Source organism: Sorangium sp. So ce295 (assembly GCF_051527405.1).
Taxonomy (GTDB): domain Bacteria; phylum Myxococcota_A; class Polyangia; order Polyangiales; family Polyangiaceae; genus Sorangium; species Sorangium cellulosum_B.
Genome location: NZ_CP150324.1, coordinates 10841601 through 10860058, shown reverse-complemented (window position 1 = coordinate 10860058; position 18458 = coordinate 10841601). Strand labels below are relative to the sequence as shown.

General features: G+C 70.3%; 12 protein-coding genes and 2 tRNA genes. 11 read left to right on the top strand and 3 right to left on the bottom strand.

From position 1 onward, the window contains the following. Positions 1-163: 163 nt before the first annotated feature. From WMF11_RS41250 to rpsI, 8 genes are all read left to right on the top strand, one after another. The gene (locus WMF11_RS41250; protein ID WP_437325211.1) at positions 164-586 is read left to right on the top strand and encodes an RNA recognition motif domain-containing protein; all 423 of its coding nucleotides are present in this window, start codon (positions 164-166) and stop codon (positions 584-586) included. Positions 587-936: 350 nt separating this feature from the next. Beyond that, positions 937-2247: an MFS transporter gene (locus tag WMF11_RS41245; RefSeq protein WP_437974657.1), complete on the top strand. Its 1311-nt coding sequence runs from the start codon at positions 937-939 to the stop codon at positions 2245-2247. A 58-nt stretch (positions 2248-2305) separates the two neighbouring features. Beyond that, positions 2306-4141 (top strand): glutamine--fructose-6-phosphate transaminase (isomerizing), encoded by a 1836-nt coding sequence (gene glmS / locus WMF11_RS41240; RefSeq protein WP_437545367.1) that lies wholly within the window; start codon positions 2306-2308, stop codon positions 4139-4141. Between the two features lie 159 nt (positions 4142-4300). After that, the gene (locus WMF11_RS41235) at positions 4301-6058 is read left to right on the top strand and encodes a sensor histidine kinase (RefSeq protein WP_437974656.1); all 1758 of its coding nucleotides are present in this window, start codon (positions 4301-4303) and stop codon (positions 6056-6058) included. A gap of 199 nt (positions 6059-6257) precedes the next feature. Further along, a tRNA-Ser gene (locus WMF11_RS41230) sits at positions 6258-6344 on the top strand. Positions 6345-6449: 105 nt separating this feature from the next. After that, positions 6450-6534: transfer RNA gene (locus WMF11_RS41225), tRNA-Ser, on the top strand. 466 nt (positions 6535-7000) lie between these two features. Continuing rightward, entirely contained in the window at positions 7001-7450 is a 450-nt protein-coding gene (gene rplM, locus WMF11_RS41220; RefSeq protein ID WP_012240013.1) for a 50S ribosomal protein L13, read from the top strand. A gap of 8 nt (positions 7451-7458) precedes the next feature. After that, positions 7459-7851 (top strand): 30S ribosomal protein S9, encoded by a 393-nt coding sequence (gene rpsI, locus WMF11_RS41215; protein WP_437711475.1) that lies wholly within the window; start codon positions 7459-7461, stop codon positions 7849-7851. A gap of 221 nt (positions 7852-8072) precedes the next feature. On the opposite strand, the gene WMF11_RS41210 is transcribed toward rpsI, so the two are convergent. After that, the gene (locus WMF11_RS41210) at positions 8073-10169 is read right to left on the bottom strand and encodes a peptidoglycan DD-metalloendopeptidase family protein (protein WP_437974655.1); all 2097 of its coding nucleotides are present in this window, start codon (positions 10167-10169) and stop codon (positions 8073-8075) included. 117 nt (positions 10170-10286) lie between these two features. On the opposite strand from WMF11_RS41210, the gene WMF11_RS41205 reads away from it, so the two are divergent. Both WMF11_RS41205 and WMF11_RS41200 read left to right on the top strand, forming a co-directional pair. Continuing rightward, on the top strand, positions 10287-11159 hold the full coding sequence (locus WMF11_RS41205) for a tetratricopeptide repeat protein (protein ID WP_437974654.1): 873 nt from the start codon (positions 10287-10289) through the stop codon (positions 11157-11159). Positions 11160-11162: 3 nt separating this feature from the next. Next, positions 11163-12419 (top strand): DUF2062 domain-containing protein, encoded by a 1257-nt coding sequence (locus tag WMF11_RS41200; protein WP_437904570.1) that lies wholly within the window; start codon positions 11163-11165, stop codon positions 12417-12419. 1230 nt (positions 12420-13649) lie between these two features. Here WMF11_RS41200 and WMF11_RS41195 read toward each other — a convergent pair. Beyond that, complete coding sequence (locus WMF11_RS41195; protein ID WP_437545356.1) at positions 13650-14102, bottom strand: DNA-binding protein; 453 nt, start codon at positions 14100-14102, stop codon at positions 13650-13652. 522 nt (positions 14103-14624) lie between these two features. Further along, positions 14625-14756: a hypothetical protein gene (locus WMF11_RS41190; protein ID WP_437545355.1), complete on the bottom strand. Its 132-nt coding sequence runs from the start codon at positions 14754-14756 to the stop codon at positions 14625-14627. Positions 14757-16179: 1423 nt separating this feature from the next. Between WMF11_RS41190 and uvrC the strand changes: the two genes are divergently transcribed. Beyond that, positions 16180-18408 (top strand): excinuclease ABC subunit UvrC, encoded by a 2229-nt coding sequence (gene uvrC / locus WMF11_RS41185; protein ID WP_437904568.1) that lies wholly within the window; start codon positions 16180-16182, stop codon positions 18406-18408. Positions 18409-18458 lie beyond the last annotated feature (50 nt).

Sequence of the window (18458 nt, the reverse complement as noted above, 5' to 3'; positions counted from 1 at the left end):
GATCGCGGATTGATCGCGGACTGGACGACGCAACGTGTGGCGCACCGGGGGCTCCTCCCCAGCGCCGCCCCCCCTCGATCCCCCACGGCTCCATCGGGGCGGCAGGGCACTGTTCGGCACCGAAGCTGACGCATCTCGCAGAGCCGTGAAGTGAATCAGTGTCATGGGTACTCGCCTCTACGTTGGTAATCTCCCCTTCTCCGCCACCAAGGCCTCCGTGCAGGCCGCGTTCGCTCAGAGCGGCGAGGTGACGGATGTACACATCGTGACCGACCGCGAGAGTGGGCAGTCGCGTGGCTTCGGGTTCGTCACAATGGGCACGCCTGAGCAGGCCCAGCAGGCGATCGAGAACATGAACGGCGCCATGATGGACGGCCGTCCGCTTCGCGTGAACGAGGCGGAGGAGCGGGTCCAGCGTGGTGGTGGCGGCGGCGGCGGCGGCTACGGCGGCGGCGGCGGCGGCGGTTACGGCGGCGGCGGCGGCGGTGGTGGCCGCGGCGGCCGTGGCGGTGGCGGCGGCGGTTACGGCGGCGGCGGTGGTGGCGGCCGCGGCGGCCGTGGCGGTCGCGGCGGCGATCGGTACTAGCCCGAGCTAGGCCGACGTTCCAGCGGCGGTGCCTCTCCCCAGAGGCGCCGCCGTTCTCGCTTGTGCGCTGCCCTGTGCGGCGACCGCCGTCACGCGCGCCGAGGCCCCGGTCGATCCTCGGTCGATGCCGGCGCTCAGCAGGCCGGCCCAGATAGCGCGACCCGGGCGGAGCGTTACGGAGGTCCGAGGTGCCCATCCCGCGCGTGCGGCAGGGCGCCCCCCGGCGATCGAGAAGCGGCAATGACCGAGCTCCGCGCTTCCGGGGCGCGGAGCTTGCTCCTTTGCCTGGCGGGCGTCAGAGAGCGGCACGCTGAACGCCCCTCGCGCTCGGGGCGGGCTGCTCACAGCCGATGCCTCCTTCCATCCCTTCAGAGCACAGGCCGTCGCCGCGGGCGATCTCGCTTTACTATTTCGGTATCTTCGCCGTCCTCGGCGTGTACCTGCCGCTGTTCCCGAGCTGGCTGGAGGCGCGGGGGATGCAGGGGCTCGCGATGGGGGCGATCGCGGCGACGCTCCCTGCGATGGGCCTCGTCGCGCCGCCGGTGTTCGGCTTGATCGCCGACTCGCTCGGCGTGCGGGTGTGGTTGATCCGGGCGGCCTGCGCCGGCGCCTTCGTCGTTTTCGCGCTGCTCGCGCTGTCGTCAGCGCTCGACGTGTCGCTCGGCTTCGGCGGCCTCTTCGTCGCGGCGCTCGCGTTCGCATTCTTTCGATCGCCGATGTTCATGATGGCCGACGTCGTCGCGGTGGAGGCGTCGGCGCGCTCCGGCATCGCCTACGGCCGGCTCAGGCTCTGGGGCTCGATCAGCTTCGCGCTGATGGCGATCGCCAGCGGAGCCCTCGTCGATCCGGCGCGACCTGTCGCGTTCCCCGCGACGATCGCTGCCTCCCTGCTGATCGCGTTCGCCATCTCGTGGGCCCTCCCGGCGCGCGGCGAGGCGCCCTTCCGTCGGTCTGGCCTGCGCGACGGAGCGGCCGACGCCGCCGGCGCTGCGCGCGCTCCGGCGGCCGGAGGCTCCGTGCGGCAGCGCGCCCGTACGCTCCTCCAGAGCCACGATTTCCGCCTGTTCCTCGCGGCATCGTTCCTGGCCCAGAGCGCCACCTCTTCGTACGATCTCTGTTACACGCTGCACCTCCGCGACATCGGTTTCCCCGAGTCGCTGGTGGGGGTCGCGTGGGCCGTCGGTGTCGCCGGCGAGATCGCGCTCATGGCGTTCTCCGGCCCCCTTCTCAAGCGGTTCGCTCCGCCCACGGTGCTCGCGTTCGCCTTCGCGGGCGCCTCGCTCCGCTGGGCGCTGCTCTCGTATGTGCGCTTCTGGCCCGCCCTGCTGGCCATCCAGCCGCTCCACGCAGTCTCGTTCGGCATGATGTGGGTCGCCTCGCTCGCCTACACGCGGGATCGATCTCCGCCCGAGATCCTCGCCACGGCGCAGGGGCTCTTTTCGGCGAGCGCTGGCGCCGGATCCGTCGTCGGGATGCTCGTGTGGGGTGAGCTCTACAAGCGCGGGGGCGGCGCCCTCACTTTTGGGGTCGCCTCGATCACGGCGTTGATAGCATTCGTCCTGGCTGTGACCTTCGCGCGATCCACGCGGCCAACGCGACCGACGCGGCCTTCACCGTCAGGGGGCTCAATTTTCTCTGTCAGCTCCCGGTGCCAGGAGTAACGTTCCATTTTCCGCCGCACGCGTAGGCGCGCGCGGGCACTACCTGAACGAGGCGAGCATGTGCGGGATCGTCGGATACGTTGGGTCAAAAAAGGCGGCGCCGATCATCGTCGAAGGGCTACGGAAGCTCGAGTATCGAGGCTACGACTCGGCCGGCATCGCCATTCATGACGGCAAGGGCATCGAGATCGTCCGGACGCTCGGCAAGCTGATCAAGCTCAGCGAGGCGCTCGAGAAGCGGACCCTCGACGGCACGACCGGCATCGGCCACACGCGGTGGGCGACGCACGGCCGCCCGAGCGAGGTGAACGCCCACCCGCACTCCGCGGGCCCGGTGGCCGTCGTGCACAACGGCATCATCGAGAACCACGTGGCGGTCCGGCAGCAGCTGGAGGGCCAGGGGGTCAAGTTCCTCTCCGACACGGACACCGAGATCGTCGCTCACCTCGTCCACCGCGAGCTCCAGAAGGGCGCGAAGTCGCTCTTCGAGGCCGTGCGCGGCGCGCTCCGGCAGGTCCACGGCGCCTACGCGATCGCGGTCCTCTCGCGCGATGAGCCCGACGTCATCGTCGCCGCCCGGTACGGCTCGCCGCTCGTCGTCGGCGCTGGCGAGAACGAGATGCTGTGCGGCAGCGACATCCCCGCGCTGCTCGCGCACACCCGCGACATGATCTTCCTCGAGGACGGCGACATCGTCGAGCTGCGCGCGAGCGGCGTCCGCATCGAGACCGTGACCGGCGGCGAGAAGGTCGAGCGCCGCGTGAAGCGCATCGACTGGAGCCCCGTCCAGGCGGAGCGCGGCGGCTACAAGCACTTCATGCTGAAGGAGATCCACGAGCAGCCCGACGTCGTCGAGGCCACGCTGCGCGGCAGGATCGATCTCGCCGCCGGCGACGTGCACGCGACCGAGATGGGGGTCACGCCCGAGTTCGCGAAGGAGCTGCGCCGGGTCTACATCGTCGCGTGCGGCACGAGCCACCACGCCGGCATCGCCGGGCGCTACTGGATCGAGCAGCTCGCCAGGGTCCCCACGGTCGTCGAGCTCGCGAGCGAGGTCCGCTACCGCGAGCCGATCTTCTTCCCCGACGATCTCGTGATCGCCATCAGCCAGTCGGGCGAGACCGCCGACACGATCGCGGCGCTCAAGGCGGCGAAGGCGCAGGGCGCCAAGGTGCTGGCGCTCTGCAACGTGCTCGACAGCGCGATCCCGCGCCTCTCCGACGGCGCGCTCTACACGCACGCCGGCCCCGAGATCGGCGTCGCCTCGACCAAGGCCTTCACCACGCAGCTCGCCGCGCTGCTCCTGCTCGCCGTCTACCTCGGCCGCCGCCGCGACTCGCTGCCGGCGGAGCGCGGGCGCGAGATCCTCCAGGCCCTCTGGGAGATCCCGAGCCACATGCGCGAGGTGCTCGGCGACGCCGACTACGTGCACGCGATCGCGAAGCGCCTCGTCCACGCGAAGGACGTCCTGTTCCTCGGGCGCGGCCTCGGCTTCCCCATCGCGCTCGAGGGCGCGCTCAAGCTGAAGGAGATCTCGTACGCGCACGCCGAGGGCTACGCGGCCGGCGAGATGAAGCACGGGCCGATCGCCCTCATCGACGAGGCGCTCCCCGTCATCGTCGTCTGCCCGCGCGACGCGCACTACGACAAGACGTTCTCCAACCTGCAGGAGGTCCGCGCGCGCGAGGGGCAGGTCGTCGCGATCGCCACGAAGGGCGACGAGTCGATCCTCGAGATCGCTCAGCACCACGTCTGGATCCCCAAGGTGCCGGACGAGGTCGGGCCGCTCCTTACCGTGCTCCCGCTCCAGCTCATCGCCTATTACGTCGCCAACCTGAAGGGCAACGACGTCGATCAGCCGCGCAACCTCGCGAAGACGGTCACCGTCGAGTAACGAGCAACGTCGCTCTCGCCGCGGGGCATCCCCGCCGCGGCGAGCGGCCTCCTCTGCCGCGCGCAGCGCTCCTCTGCGGTGCGCGCCCCTCCTCCTTCAGCTCTGGCGCTCCACCGCCGCGCCTGCGCGCCCGCGCGGGGCCGCGGCTATGCTGCGCGCATGCGCATCCCCGGCAGGACGGAGCGGCGGGTCGTCGCGGCCATCCTCGTGACCGCCCTGATCCCGCTCGTCGCCAGCATCGTGGTCGCCAGGACGGTGATCGCGCGGGTGTCGGCGACGGCGTTCCAGCCCGAGTTCGGCGTCCACCTGGACAGCGCGCTCGGCGTGTACGCCGAGCTGGCCGCCGCCATCAAGCAGGGCATGCGCTCCGAGGCCGACGCGATCGTCGCGGCGGACCCGCTGCGCGAGGCCGCCTTCACCGGCGACGCGCAGCGCCTCGACGCCGAGCTGGCGCGCATCATCGCGGCTCACCCCGCGCTGGTCTCCCTCCGCGTCGAGCGCTGCGGCGATCTCGTCGGAGCGCGCGAGCGCGGCCGCCCGGTGGATCCGGCGCACGAGAAGACGCTCACGGTCCGGAAGGCGATCGCGCGCGCGCCCGGCCACGCCGCCGCGCCCGGCGAGCGCGCGCCCGACGACGGCGGCTGCGACGGCGACGCGCGGACCCTCGTCGCGACGTTCGCCGCGCCGAGCGCGCGCTTCGACGAGCTCGACGCGGCGCAGGCGTTCGCGCAGGCGTACCACGCCCTCGAGCGGGAGCACCGGAAGGAGTACCTCGACGAGAGCTACGGCGACGCCTTCGCCGCCCTGCTCGGCGCGACGATCCTCCTCGCGATCCTCGCCGGCGTGCTCGTGGCGCGCCCCGTGGTCGACCGCATCGCGCGGCTCGCCGCGGCGACCCGGCCCGTCGCGGAGGGCGACCTCTCGGTGCGCGTGGGGCTGCAGGGCGACGACGAGGTCGCCGATCTCGGCCGCGCCTTCGATCGCATGCTCGAGGAGCTCGAGGGCAGCCGCGCGCGGATCGAGTTCCTCAAGCGCATGGGCGAGTGGCAGAAGATGGCGCGGCACCTCGCGCACGAGATCAAGAACCCGCTGACCCCGATCCAGCTCGCCGTCGAGGAGTGCCACCGGCGCTATGCGGGCAGCGACCCGGCGTACCAGCGCTTGCTCCAGACGACGCTGGAGGTCGTCGAGGAGGAGGTCGGCACCTTGCGCCGCCTCGTCGGCGAGTTCTCCAATTTCGCGCGGCTCCCGCGGGCAGAGCTCGAGCCCTCGGATCTCGCGGAGTTCCTGCGCGAGCAGGGCGAGCGCTTCGCCGCGATCGAGGAGGCGGGGCGCGAGCACGCCTCGGACGAGGCGCTGCTCGGGCGCGTCGATCTCGAGTTCGACGTGCCGGATGTCCCGATGCCGGCCGCGCTCGATCGCGAGATGCTCCGGCGCGCCCTCGGCAACATCGTGCGCAACGCGGCGCAGGCGCTGCGCGACGCGCAGCGAGCGGCGCCCGGCGGAGGAGCCCGAGAGCGCCCGGGCGCCGTCGTGTGGGGCAGCGTTCGCGTCTCGGCGCGGAGCGAGGGGCAGTGCCACCTCATCGCGATCGACGACGACGGCCCGGGCATCGATCCCGCCGTGCGGGACTCGGTGTTCGATCCGTACGTCACGACGCGGTACGACGGCACGGGGCTCGGCCTGAGCATCGTGAAGAAGATCGTGGTCGATCACGGCGGCACCATCGACGTGCTCGAGTCCCCGCTCGGAGGCGCGCGCTTCGTCATCCGGCTCCCGCGCGCAGGCACGCCGGCGGCGCGCGCCGCGCTCGGGGCCGAGGCCTTCTCCGACGGCGATCGCGCGCCTGCCTCCGAGGGCGCCGCTCCGACGCGGCCAGCCGTTCGCGGAGGGCAGGCGCCGCGCGGGGCGGGGTAGGGCCGCGCTCGCCGGTGCGGCGCCGCCGATCCTCGCGGATCCTGCAGCGCCAGAGAGCCGCATGCTGGACGACGAGCGCTGCCCGGGAGCGCGCTCCGGGCTGCTGGCGGGGGGCCTCGGCGCTGAAAGCGCACCTCCGGACCGGTCGGTTGTCAGGAGATGCTTGACCAGCCGGCCCCGCTTTGCCATGTTCGCCGGCGGAGAGGTGACCGAGAGGCCGAAGGTGCCTGATTCGAAATCAGGTGTACCCGCAAGGGTACCGCGGGTTCGAATCCCGCTCTCTCCGCTACGCTTGGCTGCTTGCCCCCGTTGAAGCAGGTGGGCTCTGACCGCCCGCTCTCTCGCGAGCGGCGCCGGTCCGGCAGAAGCGGGGCGCGTTGAAGTTGTATCGGGAGAGGTGACCGAGTGGTCGAAGGTGCACGACTGGAAATCGTGTGTACGGCAACGTACCGCGGGTTCGAATCCCGCCCTCTCCGCTGAGCTGAACCGTCGATCGACTCCTTGCCGTGATGATGAGCTCCTTTCAAGCGAGCCAGCGGGACGTCGGCGACCGATGTGACGTGAACGACGAGCGACGAGGCGGATCGGCTGGTCGCTCGACCGCTGCGTCCGCTCGTCGCGGTGTTGCCTGGCGCGGCGTTCAAGGGGGAGCTTTGGCTCGTTCGCCGTCGATGCGGCCAAGGCGCTGCCTGGGCTCAGCGCCTTGGCGAGCTGGATGATCGGGAAATAAGAGAAATATTGGAGCCCGAGACAAGCGAGCGATGTGAGGCGGGACCGAAGGGACGGACGGGACCGGCGGCTTGTCGACAAACCCCGCTTGACCAACCCTCGCCGGACGATGAGGATGCTCCCGCAGAAGCCTCAGACGCTTGACAGGCGAAGGGCCGCCTTGTAGAAGTGGCGCCCCTTTTTGGCAGGCGCACTTCCGGAGTTTTTCGCCCAATGAATCCTCAGCCCAAGTCCTTTTCCGCCAAGCCTGCGGAGGCCCGCAACGAGCGTACGTGGTGGGTGATCGACGCGGAAGGCAAGCCCCTCGGCCGCCTTGCCAGCCGCATCGCCACGGTGCTCCGCGGCAAGAACAAGCCCACGTTCACGCCGCACGTCGACACCGGCGACTTCGTGATCGTCGTGAACGCCAAGAAGGTCCTTCTGACGGGCCGCAAGCTCCAGCAGAAGAACTACGTGCGGCACAGCGGCGAGCCGGGCGGCTTCCGTTCCGAGTCGTACGGTCACCTGCTCGAGCGCAAGCCGGAGCTCCCGATCCAGAAGGCCGTGAAGGGCATGCTCCCGAAGAACGTGCTCGGGCGCGAGCTCCTCACCAAGCTCAAGGTCTACGCCGGTCCCGATCACCCCCACGCGGCGCAGAAGCCGCAGCCCCTTAGCTACAGCTGAGCAAAGCCATGACGGAAACGAGAACGTACGCCACTGGTAAGCGTAAGACCGCCGTTGCGCGCGTCTTCCTCTCGCCGGGCACCGGCAACATCAAGGTGAACCAGAGGCCCGCTGACGATTACTTCGTCCGCGAGACCTCGCGCATGGTGATGCGTCAATCGCTGGAGCTGCTCGAGCTGCTCGAGCAGTTCGACGTGAACGCGACCGTGGTCGGCGGCGGCCACAGCGCGCAGGCCGAGGCGATGCGGCACGGCATCGCGCGCGCCCTCTGCGAGCTCGATCCGGAGCGCAGGCCGTCGCTCAAGCGCGCTGGCTTCCTCACGCGCGACGCGCGCAAGAAGGAGCGCAAGAAGTACGGCCAGCCCGGCGCCCGCAAGCGCTTCCAGTACTCGAAGCGGTAGCAGGCCTGGGCCGCCGCCCATCGAGATGGACGGCATGGCAAGGACATCGAGGACGCGAGGGTTTTCCCCTCTGCGTCCTCGGTGCGTTTTGTCTGCCCGATGCCGCGAAGGCGCCGAGGACGGGACAGCTTGTCCCTCGGCGTCTGTTCTCATCGAGCGGACCTCTCGGTCCGGTCGGCGTCCTCTGGCTTCATCGAGCGGACCTCTCGGCCCGCTCGGTGTCACATCGCTTCCGGCGGGCTCTTGAGATCGGCGCCTTCGATGAGCTCGCCCTCGTCGTCCCCGGCGCCTTCCGGCGGCTGCGCTTCTTGCTCGTTCGGTCCGCTCGGTCCGACGTCCGGTGCCGCGGCGGCCGCTGCGGCCGGGGCCTCGCTGCCGGTGGTCGCGGGCGGCGGCGAGGGAGGCTCTGCCGCCTCCGGCTTCGCCGGTTCGGGCGGCGGTTCGGGCAGCGGAATGGCGTCGAGCCGCTTGTCGAGCGCTTCCTTCGTCGCGGCGAACGCCGCGCGATCGATGCCGGGCATCACGCGCTCTCCATCGAGCTGGAGCGTCTCGGCATCGAAGTACTTGCCGTCCCTCTTGGCGCTGAAGTGAAGGTGAGGGCCCGTCGAGCGGCCCGTCGATCCGACGTAGCCGACGAGCTGGTGGGTACCCACCTTCATGCCGGCCTTGATGCCGGGGGCATACCTCGACAGGTGTGCATAGCCGGTGGTGACCCCGTTCGCGTGCGTCACCGTGACGAGGTTGCCGCTCGGGCCCGCCGGACCGACCCAGTCGACAACGCCGCGATACGCCGAGTACACCGGCGTTCCCATCGGCGCGCCGAAGTCCGTCCCGTTGTGGGGCATCTTCTTCTTCAGCACCGGGTGCATCCGCTGCGGGTTGAACCTCGACGTCACGGGCGCGCCCGGGACCGGCGCGCGCCAGCCGCCGGCGTGCGGCTGCCGGCCGCGCTCATCGAACGTGCCGCGGGCCTCTTGCCCCTTGAAGTCGTAGATGCGCACCGGCTTCTCCGCGGGATCCGCGGGCCGGTACTCGAGCGCGATGACCTTCTTGTACCGGGAGAACATCCCGAGCGCCGTCTCCTCGACGGCGATCAGCCGGACCGTGCTCCCCTCCTCGAAGCTCTCCGTCGAGAGGCGCCCGTTCAGCGCCTCGTCGATCACGTCGAGCACGCCGGGCTCCAGGCCCCCCGCCCGGATCGCGTTGGCGAGATCCTTCCCCACGTAGAAGGAGGCGACGACCTCCTCCTCGGCGATCTTCATGTCGAGCGTGGCGCCCGTGAGCAGCCCGGCCGCGTTGTCCCTCGCCTGGTAGATCTCGCTCGCCGAGACCTCGTATTCGAAGGCGCGGACGCGGCGCGTGGAGCGATCCATCGCGACCGTGAACCGGTCCTTGCGGCCGCACTTGTCGAACTTCCGCAGCCCGTCGAAGGCCTTCATGATCCGGTAGATCTGAGCCTTCGGTACGCCCTTCTCGTCGAGGGCCGCGATGAACGACCGGCGCTCCATCACGTCGCTCACCAGGAGCACGGAAGGATCCTTCCCGAGCTCGGAGATCCGCCATGGGCCGGGCAGCGGGGTGCGCTGCTTTGTCTTCACCTCGGGCATGGCGGAGGGCCTGGCGGCCTCGTCCGTACCTGCTGCCGAGGTCGCCGGGCTCGCCGCCACCAGCGCGCGCTCGTCGCGCACCGGGACGCCCTGGATCAGCAGCGCGATGAGCGAGGTGAGCGTCGCGAGGCCGAAGATGCCGCCGAAGACCGCGGTCATGCGCGGCGACAGGTGCGGTCCTGGAGGGGGCCGGCTGAGGCCGGGAGGAAGCCGCGGGCCGTCCGTCGAACCGGGGCCCGCGTGGGGGCCGCCGTCCATGAGCGACGGCGACCGCAGGGGCTGCACGCGCGGATCGCTGCCGCGCGACCAGGGCGCCGATGCGCGCCCGCGAGAAGAAGGAGGAGGGAGCTGCGGCGGCCACGTCGACGACGCCGCGCGCGCGCGCAGCTCGCTGCTGCGCGACCAGGGAGCGGCCGGAGCGCCCTCGCCCCGGCGACTGCCCTGCAGCGGCGCGGTCAGCGGCGGCGAGGCCGGTCTGCTGGGGGCGTCGTCCGCGACGTCCTCGGCCGCGCCGATGCGCACGATCTCTGCGCGCGGCGCGTCCTGCGGGACCGCTGCGCCGGGCTCCACGCGCGGCGCGGGCGCGTCTTGAGGGACAGCGGCGCCAGGCTCCGCCGCGCTGCCGGCCTCTCCGCTCCGCTCCCTGGCGCGGTCCTCGGCGTCCGGCGCTCCGGAGGCCTCGAGCGGGTTCTGGGGTACTGCACTCGGCACGCCGACGTGCGTACCAAGGCATCGACGGGGTTGCAACCGCGCGACTCCCTGGCCGACGCAAGCGTTGCGCGGAAGGCGGATCCCATCGTACGCCGGTCGCGTAAGCTGACGGGCCTGATGGACGACCGGCTGAAGCAACTTCTGGTTCTCGGCAGGGAGCACTACGAGCGGCGCGAGTACGATCTCGCGGAGCACGCCCTGCGGCAGATCATCGAGAAAACCGACCGCTTCGCGGACGTCTACAACATGCTCGGCGTCATTCTCCACGAACGCGGTGATTTCCTCGCGGCCGAGGCCCACTTCGAGCGCGCGGTGCAGCTCAACGAGCACTACACCGAAGCGCTGCTGAACCTCGCCGTCACCTACAACGACCTCGGCAAATACGAGGCCGCGCGGCATGTCTACTCTCGCATCCGCCGCGGCGAGGGGGGAGTCGGCGTCCTCGACCCGTTCGCGCGCGGCAAGATCGCCAACATGCACGCCGATCTCGCGCAGGCCTACGCCGACGCCGGTTGCGCGCAGGAGGCGATCGCCGAGCTCACGCGGGCTGTGGCGCTGTGTCCGACGTTCGTGGATCTTCAGCTGCGCCTCGGGACGATGTACCGCGACGCCGGGAATCTGGCGCTCGCTCGCGAGCATTACGCCGCCGCGCGCGACGCGAACCCGAAGTACGCACCAGCGCGCGTGCTGCTCGGGGTCGCGCTGCTCTCCCTTGGCGAGCCCGATCAGGCGAGCGCCGAGTGGCGCGAGGCGCTCACGATCGATCCCGACAACAGGACGGCGAAGATGTACCTTCGCACGCTGGAGGCGCGGCGGAGCGGGCGCGCCGGGGGCGCTGCGTCAGGCGAGCCGGCGCCGCCCGCCGCGGCGGGCGGTACGTGGGACGCGCTCGACGAGGCGACACCCACGACCGTGAGCGACATCCTCTCCAAGACGACGGCCGATGCAGCAGGTGAGGCGGATCGTGCTGCACGGGAAAGCAAACCCTGAACGTTGGCGAAATACTCTCTCCTCCGAGAGGAGGCGCGCCGCGCGTGGCGTGAGCTCCGTGGCAGCGAGCTGTCCGCCGGCCGGACCGCCGTGGCGGTCGCGATCGGCCTGTTCATCGGATCGCAGCCGATCTTCGGCTGCCACACGCCGCTCGTGCTCCTCCTCTGTCTGTGGTTCCGCCTGGATGCAGCGATTGCCTGGGTCGCTGCGAACATCTCCAACCCCTTGTTCGCGCCAGCGCTGCTCACGGCCGAGGTCCAGGTCGGAGCGTACCTCCGCACGGGTCGCTGGCTGCGCCTCTACGAAAAGATGAGCTGGGCGCAAGCGCTTTCGGATTTCCCCGAGTACATGTTCCTCGGCGCCCCGGTGGTCGGGCTCGCGCTCGCGGCGCTCGGCGGCGGCCTGATCTTCGTCCTCGTCACGCTGAAGCGGCGCCGCGCTCCCTCGCAGCAAAGCAGCAAGATGGAGCCGTATCGCCTCCCCGGGGATGCGCCGCCGTGGGTTCACGCGGTCGAGCGCGTCGCCGGGAGGTACAGCCCGCCTGAGGGCGCCACGCCGGCGCAGCGTACCCGCTTTCACTATGTCCGCTTCAAGCTGCTCGGCGACCCCATCGCCCGGTTGATTGCCGACATCGCCGGCGACCGCCCCGGCGCGCTCGGGGAGGTCCTCGATATCGGGACCGGGGCTGGCCAGCTGCCGATTCTCCTGCTCGAGCTGGGGAGGGCCGAGCGCGCGCGTGGGTTCGACTGGGACCGAGCCAAGATAGAGGACGCTCGGCGCGCGGCCGGCGAGCGCTCCGGCGCATCTCTCCCGCGCTCGTCCGATTCGTCCGGTCCGCCCGGCGCGCAGCGCGCGGCCCACGCCGCCCCTCCGCTGGACGCCGAGTTCTGGTGCGCAGATGCGCGCGAGGCCGAGCTCGGAGCTGCAGACACCGTGCTGCTCATCGACCTGCTCCACTACTTCCGCGTGGAAGAGCAGGACGCGATCTTGCGGCGGGCGGCGGCCGCGGTTCGTCCGGGCGGGCGCCTGCTCGTCCGCGAGGCGGACACCGAGCGCGGCTTGAGGAGCTCGATCACGCTCCTTGAGGAGCGCATCTTCACCGCGCTTCGATTCAACCGGGGCGAGCGTGTGCGCTTCCGTCCTGCCCGAGAGATCGTGGCGCTCCTCGAGCAGCTCGGCTTCTCCTGCGAGACGATGCCCGCCTGGGGGAAAACGCCCTTCTCGAATGTCCTCATCGTCGGGAGCCGAGCCCAGCCCTGAGCCCGAGTCGCCCTTCCCCGCGAGCTCTCATCCTCCCACCGCCGTCGCCGCGCCCTCGGCGTCAGCGGTCGTTGCCGGGGTCTCCGATCCGACGTGCGGCCTCTTGTGCATCGCCCGGTTGCTCGATCTCCGCGGATGGTTAGAACCTGTCCAGTGCGTTGACGCGTTGGTCTCGCGGCTCCTTTCGGACCACGAGCCGCGCTATCGGGTGGAGCGACCATCCCTGATGGCACAGACCATGCTTGTCCTATGGGCATGGCGGCGGAGCGCGCTGCCCATGTCCCTATCCTGATCGCTGGAGGCCGATAGGCCTTCGGTGGCCCCTCCTTGCCGGGCGTCAGGCTCCCCAACATCGCAGGCCCGCGATATCCGCCTGGGGCGTCCTGTCCAGGTGTCCGTGAAGGTGCGTTGAGCTCCGGGCCGGCCAGGTCCAGCGCGGCTCCGAGGGCGCCGCGTCATGGTCGAGAAAAGCGCCGGATGGGCGGAGCGGGTCAGGCGTTCACAGCAACGACGCTTGCGCGGCGCCGATCGTGCTCTGCCATGTCGGCAGTCCCGGCCACGCTCACGGCCCCACGGAGCGAGCACCGCCCGGCGGGAGTCCGGCCCCGGAGGACCGGACTCCTGCGCCGCGTCGCGCCGGTGACGCTCCCTTTCATTTCCTTTGGAGCGCCGCCCCGCCTCACGCCCCAGCGTCCGTTTCGAGGCCGCGTCAGCGCCGCGTGACAGGAGACCCGGCGGGATCGCGGATGCACGAAACTAGATGTGGTGGTCCTTCGATGGTGCCCCACGACAGGTTGGGGTCTCAGCGGTCATGACGTGGTGGTCTCTCCCGATCCGACGTCGACAAGAGCACGGGCATGGCGGCTCGGTAACCCAGCGTCCTGGGCACCAGAGCGGACATGTGTGCACAGACGCGATCGCGGAGCGGCGCCGCCTGTGTCGTGTCACCAGGCGGATCCGCTCAGCAGCGGTCGGGCGGCAGTTGACGCGCCTCACGCGCGGATTTCTCCGTCGTCCTACGAGGAGACGACGTGGCTTGGCGGGACTTCCTGCGGGGCATCCAGCGGCGTGTACGGCTGCCGAGCTTGCTCCGCTCCGAGGTGCGACGTCTCCGCGCCTGCCGGGACAGCTCCCGGCTCGCCGCGATTTCCCCTGCTGGGCTTGCGGGAAGGCGGGACGTCGACCTCGGTCGGTTTGGCCGGACGCTTCGGGAGAGCGTCGATGCTGGCTTCAGCGGGAAAAGTACTTGGTAGCCCGCTTCTCTCCTTTCGACGTGATCTTCTTCTCGACGAGCAGCTTCCGAATCGGGAGGGTCAGCTCCTTCGTGGTGGTGCCCAGATCCTTGGCGATCTGCTCGACGCCCTGGCCGCTGTTGCTCCGGATGTGCTCCAGGACCTTCTGCGTCATCGCGGCGAGCTCTTCCTTCGAGCGCTTCTCGCCCTTCTTGCGGGTGGGCTTCGCAGCGCGAGCGGGGCGACCGACCGCCTTCTTGACCTCCGCAGGCTGCTGGGGAGCGGCCTTGGCCCGACCCACCTTGCGCGGCGCGGCGGCCGCAGCGGCCGGCTGGCCCTCGCCTCGCAGGGCGTTGGCGACCGCCTCGAGAGCCGCTTTGCGGACAAGTCCGCTCAGCTGAGAGACGAATGCATCAACGTGGCTTTTGATCTCGGTTTCGACGTTGTTCATTGGATCTCGCGTCCCATGAATAGCTAGAGTTGTCAACTGCTGAACAGCACCTTGCTTGAAAATAATTCGAGAGGTGTCCCCCTCTCCCCTCAACGCGCGTCAAGAATCCGCGCTCGCCACCTCCCCGTCGGGTCATGGGGTGCTGGGGCGACCGGTCGAGCCGGACTCCAGCCACCTCGTCTCCCTGGAGACGTCGCGCCGCGAAGCCAGGCTCCGCCCCAACCCAAGAGGGTGCGATGGACAGCGCCGTGCTCCTCTCTACACCGCGCTCCCGCTTTGGATGCCGCGGCGCGCGTGCCGTGGGCAGCCCCTTAACCGAGGGGAGCCAGCGACATTCCCATGAAGATCTGCTTTCCTGTGCTCCGGACACACGCGCCCCACCGCGCAGCGGCCGAAGCGGGCGCCTGACCGAGGGACCGTGGAGGAGCCCGACCCCCCGGGTGGAGCGCCCGCGATGAGGAAAGGTGTCATGGCCGAGGTCGCCGTTCCAGGCGACCCCCGGTGAGCTGGAGCGGCAGCCTTTCACTTCTGCACTCCACCCTGCTCCGGCGGCGTAACCGTATGCCCGAGCTCTCGTCTCCCGACCGAGCCGCTCTCCGGGATCGACCGCAACGTGTCGGCCGCCGAGACGCCCTCCGGCGGTGTCGACGTCATGAGGGCTACCCCACCCACCTGCCAGGACATCCCCCTGGCTGATCGGCGCGTCGGCCCGACGCGGTTGCTCCCACCCACGTTGCAGCCCCCAGGCCATGTCGCCTCCGGTCTGGCTGCGTCTTTTTGCGGCTGTGCTGGAGCTGCCCAGCCTCCGGCCGAGTCTCCCAAACCGCTCGCCGTGCCCGAGCTCCGACGGCCGCCCCGGCAAGCCGGAAGTCGCCCCGCGGGAGGCCACGAGGCCGCCGCTCCTGCTCAGCCGCTCATCCTGATTCAGGGGGTGACACTCGTGCTGGGCACCAGGGTGACGCTCGCCCGCGGCTCGCTCCCGTGCGAGGGGGCAAAGCTCACCGTCGCCGCCGAGGGCGACATCGATCCCCCGAGCGGGGCGGCGGTGATGGACGCTGGTGGACAGTTCGTCACTCCTCGGCTGTTCGACGCGCACTCCCACCTCGGGGGCCGCCCGACGCCAGGCGCGGCGGCGCACCTGGACGGCAGCGAACGGGAACCAGACATGGGGCCGGTGGCGCCGCAGGCTCAGTTCGCCGATGCCATCTGGCCCCAGGACCCGGGTATCGAACGGGCAGTCGCTGGTGGTGTTACGACCATACAAGTCCTTTCGGGTTCAGGCAACCTGATTAGAGGGTGCGCGGTAACGATGGAGCTCCGACCGGGCATCGGTCCTCCCATCGGCCCTCCCAGGTTCCTCCCTGATTCCTGCCAGATGCTTCCCAGACGCTCGCCACCGCGGCGCCCGGCGGGCTGAAAGTGGCTTGCGGGGAGAGCCCGAAGCGCAGCTACGGCGGGGACAAGCGGGCACCGATGGCCGGTGCGGGCAACCTCGCTCTCCAGCGGGCGACCTCTCTCAAGGCCAGGAAGCTCCAGACGGACTGGGCGCGATGGAGCGACCGGGAGTCGCGTCGGATTGCGACCGAGGCGAAGGCGCCGGCGTCCGCCAGGCCACGAAGCAGGAGCGCTCGACACCCGAGACCTCCTCCCGCGAAGATCCTGCCGTCGCGCCTACTGCCTGCTCGAGGGCGTGTCTCGCGTCGACGTGGGCGCGGCGCGCCATCACCGCAGTCTCCAGCGCCGCCTCCTACACGTGCGATCGCGCGACGCGTGACGGCGGCGCACCGTGATCGGGTGGCCTCACGAGAGCCGCGCGTCGACACGCGTCGCGCGCGGCTCTCGTGATCAGGGCGCTCGCGCGCGCCGCGCGGCTCTCGTGATCAGGGCGCTCGCCGCCCGACATCTCGACCTGGGCGTTCTGCCTCGTCGCGCCGAGGCGAGCGGCGCCGCGTCACATGACGGCGTTTTTCTAGATGTAAAGGAGAACCGGCGCGGGCCGCGTCGGCCGCTCTCCACGGGAGGAGCCGTGATCGCGGCGCTTGCTGCCGGCGCGCGCGACTTCTAGATCGTTCCGGCCGTGGTCAACCCGAGCGCCAAGCAGGATCCCGAAGCCCTCCTCGCCGCCAAGCTCGCGTCGCTCCCGACGACGCCGGGCTGCTATCTGTTCATCGACAAGGCCGGCGCCGTCGTCTACGTCGGCAAGGCGAAGAGCCTGCGCTCGCGCGTCCGCAGCTACTTTCAGGAGAGCGGGAGCGACGCCAGGTACTTCATCCCGATACTCCGGAAGATCGTGGCCGATCTGGAGACGGTGGTGACCGCCACCGAGAAGGAAGCGGCCGTACTCGAGAACGAGCTCGTCAAGCAGCACAAGCCGCGGTTCAACGTCAAGCTGCGTGACGACAAGGACTTCCTCTGCCTCAAGCTCGACACGCAGAAGGCGTGGCCGATGCTCGAGACGGTCCGCCGTCCCGCCCCGGACAAGGCGCGCTATTTCGGGCCCTACCACTCGGCGACGAGCGCGCGGCGGACGCTCCACCTGGTCAACAAGCACTTCCAGCTCCGCACCTGCTCCGATACCGAGATGGCGTCGCGCCGGCGCCCCTGCCTGCAGTACCAGATCAAGCGTTGCCTCGCGCCCTGCGTGATGGATGTGGACCGGGAGCTCTATACGGAGATGGTCCGCTCGGTCGCGCTCTTCCTCGAAGGGCGCCACGACGAGCTCACGGGGGAGCTCACCACGCGAATGCGGGACGCGTCGCGGGAGCTCGAGTTCGAGCGCGCCGCCATCTACCGCGATCAGCTCCGGGCGGTCGAGGCCGTGCGCGAGGCCCAGCGCGTCGTCTACGTGAAGGACGTCGATCAAGACGTGGTGGGCATCTACCGCGAGGGGACGCTCGTGGAGGTCGAAGTGATCTTGGTGCGGAGGGGGCGCGTGACAGACACGCTGTCCTTCTCGCTCCGCAACATGGAGCTGCCGGACGACGAGGTGCTCGGCGGCTTCTTGAACGAGTACTATGGCGTCGCGTCCACCACGATCCCCGATGAGGTCCTCGTGCCGGTGTTGCCGGACGGCGCGGAGGGCGTCGCGGAGTGGCTCGGCGATCGGCGCGGCCGCAAGGTCGCGCTCTTCGTGCCTCAGCGCGGGCCCCGCGTCGATCTGCTCAAGATGGCGAACGAGAACGCGGCTCACGCGTTCCGGGAGAAGCAGCGGAGCTCCGACGATCTCGAGGCCCGGCTCGAGGAGATCAGGGAGCGCCTTCGTCTCCCGACGCTCCCGCGTCGCATCGAGTGCTGCGACATCTCGCATCTCGGCGGCGGCGACACGGTGGGATCGATCGTGGCGCTCCTCGATGGTCAGCCGGACAAGAAGCGCTACCGCAGCTTCAACGTGAAGAGCGTGGCCGACGGCGACGACTACGCCGCGATGTACGAGGTGCTCTCACGGCGCTTCCGCCGCGGAAAGGCCGCCCGGCAGGCGAGCCCCGCGTCCACCGCAGACAGCGAGGCCGCCCTCGGCGCCGAAGGCGCGCCCGAGAGCGACGTGATGGAGGGCGTCACCGAGAGCGACATGATGGAGAGCGATCCGGCGGAGAGCGACGCGCTCGAGAGCGATGCGACGGAGGGCGACCTGGCTGACGAGGACATCGCCTTGGCAACAGCGAGCGACGCTCCGCCGGAGACGGAAGGGACGCCGGTGTCCGCTGCCGCGGAGCGAGAGAGCGCCGGCTCGGGGGGTGATGTGTCGAGGCGCGCCGAGGCCGGCGGAGGCGAGTGGGATCTTCCAGATCTGTTCGTCGTCGATGGTGGGCGCGGCCAGCTTCAGGTGGCGCTGTCGGCGGCGCGCGATCTCGGCCTGCACGGCCTCCCGATCGTCGGTCTGGCGAAGGAGCGGGAGACGCAGACCGGAGAGAAGCTCGTCGACCGCGTTTACCTGCCTGGCCAGAAGAACGGTATCCCGCTCCGATCCACGAGCTCCGCCCTCTTCTTCCTTGCGCGCGCGCGCGACGAGGCGCACCGCTTCGCAAACCACGCACGCAAGCGGCTCGGCAAGGCGCGGCGCCTCCGGTCCGAGATCGAGGACATCCCAGGGCTTGGCAGCGCGGTGAGGACGGCGCTCCTCCGGGAGCTCGGTTCCATGGAAGGAGTGCGTCGCGCGACCGACGCTCAGATCCTGGCGGTGACAGGGGCCACCAAGCGACACCTGTCAGCGCTGCGCAAGGTCATCCCGTCTCCCGAGTCCTCGCAGCCAGACGCGCCGGCCGAGGACACCGGCGATCTCTCCAAGGCACGGGGGCTCACGCGCTGAGCGCGACCGGGCCCGTTCCGCGGTGGATCAGTGAAAGATCACGCTGCGAC

Bases quoted from the DNA above. Each gene is read 5' to 3' on its own strand.
- WMF11_RS41205 (WP_437974654.1), top strand. From the start codon at position 10,287: ATGGACGACCGGCTGAAGCAACTTCTGGTTCTCGGCAGGGAGCACTAC.
- WMF11_RS41250 (WP_437325211.1), top strand. From the start codon at position 164: ATGGGTACTCGCCTCTACGTTGGTAATCTCCCCTTCTCCGCCACCAAG.
- rplM (WP_012240013.1), top strand. From the start codon at position 7,001: ATGAATCCTCAGCCCAAGTCCTTTTCCGCCAAGCCTGCGGAGGCCCGC.
- WMF11_RS41235 (WP_437974656.1), top strand. From the start codon at position 4,301: ATGCGCATCCCCGGCAGGACGGAGCGGCGGGTCGTCGCGGCCATCCTC.
- WMF11_RS41245 (WP_437974657.1), top strand. From the start codon at position 937: ATGCCTCCTTCCATCCCTTCAGAGCACAGGCCGTCGCCGCGGGCGATC.
- rpsI (WP_437711475.1), top strand. From the start codon at position 7,459: ATGACGGAAACGAGAACGTACGCCACTGGTAAGCGTAAGACCGCCGTT.
- WMF11_RS41190 (WP_437545355.1), bottom strand. From the start codon at position 14,756: ATGACGTCGACACCGCCGGAGGGCGTCTCGGCGGCCGACACGTTGCGG.
- WMF11_RS41195 (WP_437545356.1), bottom strand. From the start codon at position 14,102: ATGAACAACGTCGAAACCGAGATCAAAAGCCACGTTGATGCATTCGTC.
- glmS (WP_437545367.1), top strand. From the start codon at position 2,306: ATGTGCGGGATCGTCGGATACGTTGGGTCAAAAAAGGCGGCGCCGATC.